Source organism: Candidatus Nitrosotalea sp. FS (assembly GCF_011319475.1).
Classification (GTDB): Archaea; Thermoproteota; Nitrososphaeria; order Nitrososphaerales; family Nitrosopumilaceae; genus Nitrosotalea.
Genome location: NZ_RCMC01000303.1, coordinates 1 through 1,609, shown reverse-complemented (window position 1 = coordinate 1,609; position 1,609 = coordinate 1). Strand labels below are relative to the sequence as shown.

At 37.4% G+C, this 1,609-nt stretch carries 2 protein-coding genes and 1 pseudogene; all 3 read right to left on the bottom strand.

Annotated elements, in window-relative coordinates:
* Positions 1-402 (bottom strand): hypothetical protein (locus DYY66_RS12295; protein WP_166289921.1); only part of this gene is annotated, 402 nt, incomplete at its 3' end.
* A gap of 205 nt (positions 403-607) precedes the next feature.
* Positions 608-847, bottom strand: a pseudogene (locus DYY66_RS13390) (hypothetical protein); the annotation flags it as partial.
* 117 nt (positions 848-964) lie between these two features.
* Positions 965-1,609, bottom strand: a 645-nt coding sequence (locus tag DYY66_RS12285) for a hypothetical protein (protein WP_166289915.1), incomplete at its 5' end; no start/stop codon positions are given.

Below are 1,609 nucleotides of genomic sequence, written 5' to 3'. Positions count from 1 at the left end.
TTCTCTTTTAACTCCTTTTGAAATCAAGTCGTCTATTGCTTCTTTGATCTTCTCTAGTCTTTCTATCTTTGATTTTAGCTCTTCTAATGCTTTGAAATAAATCTCTAGTTCTCCTTTTGTTCCAATTCCATCGTATACTGCAATATGGCCCAAGTCATACCAATTTGTCTTCTGGTCTTTCTTCTTTACCGGTTTTTTCTTTTTTGGATCTACTGGACCTTCAAGTTTTTCTTTCAATTCTACCATTTCTGCAGAATCGCTTGCTGTATTTCCAGAGCGTAGCTTTTCCCCTATCGCTTCTGAATATTCTCCGGATTTTTTCTTTAGTGTATTCAAGTCATTTTCTACTGATGATTGGAGTTCTGAAATCGTATGAAAATACATGACATCGTCTTCTTTCATTTTTTAGATTCCATCCACCTGTAATGCTGTATCTGTCACAACCATGTCTTCTACGTTAGAGCCTGGTAACCGTTTTAATCTCTTTGTGGCTTCGCGTACAAATGAAACCTTTTGGCTCTTTAGGAGTCTGTCTGATCTTGCCATGTTTATGATGTTTGGAATGACAAATTTTAGTATGTTTGATATCTCGTCCAAGTTTAGCTGNGTCAAGAGATGGCATTAGTATTAATCTTGTATCTTGTGGCAAGTTTACAAGTTGTGGGTTTACATCAATAGAAAATCCTAGATAATTTGTTATTACTTTTAACGAGTTGTACAACTCGTCTGTGATGTTGGTTTTTTCCTTGTCTAATTCGTATATCTGAATTGCCTCTTCTACTAGGTCATCCATTGCCTTTACTGCTGATGCTAGGTCGTCTGGGTTGGTATTATCCGATGCAGACATGTACAAAAAATTCGGGTTTTTGTATAAATAAGGTATGTATGTAATTGTAAATTACAACACTTGTTGTTTTATCCACTTATGTCTGACTCTCCGAATTAATCAAAGTGAATCCTTTTACTAGCTAACTATGACTGCAAAGAATGGAATGGTTTGGGCATATGTACCGCCTGTATTCCCACCATCATTGGAAAATTTTCCATACAAGATTAACATGCCATAATACTGTCCTGTAGCTAGGTTGTTAGTACACCCACCATTACCACAAGAATTTGTACTTCCTCCTGCAAGACCCGCACCAAAGTATAGGGTACCAGTGCCACCTTGATTTGCCAAACCTGTTACATAATCAGGACTATATGATGTCATTCCATAAGGATTAGCTGTAGCTGATTTTACGATATAGAAAACATAGGGTTGGTGGACAGCGCCTCCGGTATTGCCTCCTGTTGGAGTCATGATAAGCTGCGAATTTTTCGACAGAAACAAACTATAGCCTCCAGCAGTTTGATTGTTGTTTGCGAATGTTACTTGAAAAGCTGTATTAGCACTAGTAGGAAATTGCCAATCATTATACCATATAGTACTACCGGATTGAGCCCATTTAAAACTAGTATAATCTACTGTTATCACTCCTGCACTTTGAGCATATGTAGTGCTGGAAAGAGTTACAACCGCAATTTTTAATGGTATTGGAGGCGATACAGATTGTAAGTATCCGTTCTGAAGTGGTTGTGTTACATTATAAGTACAAGTGTCTCCACC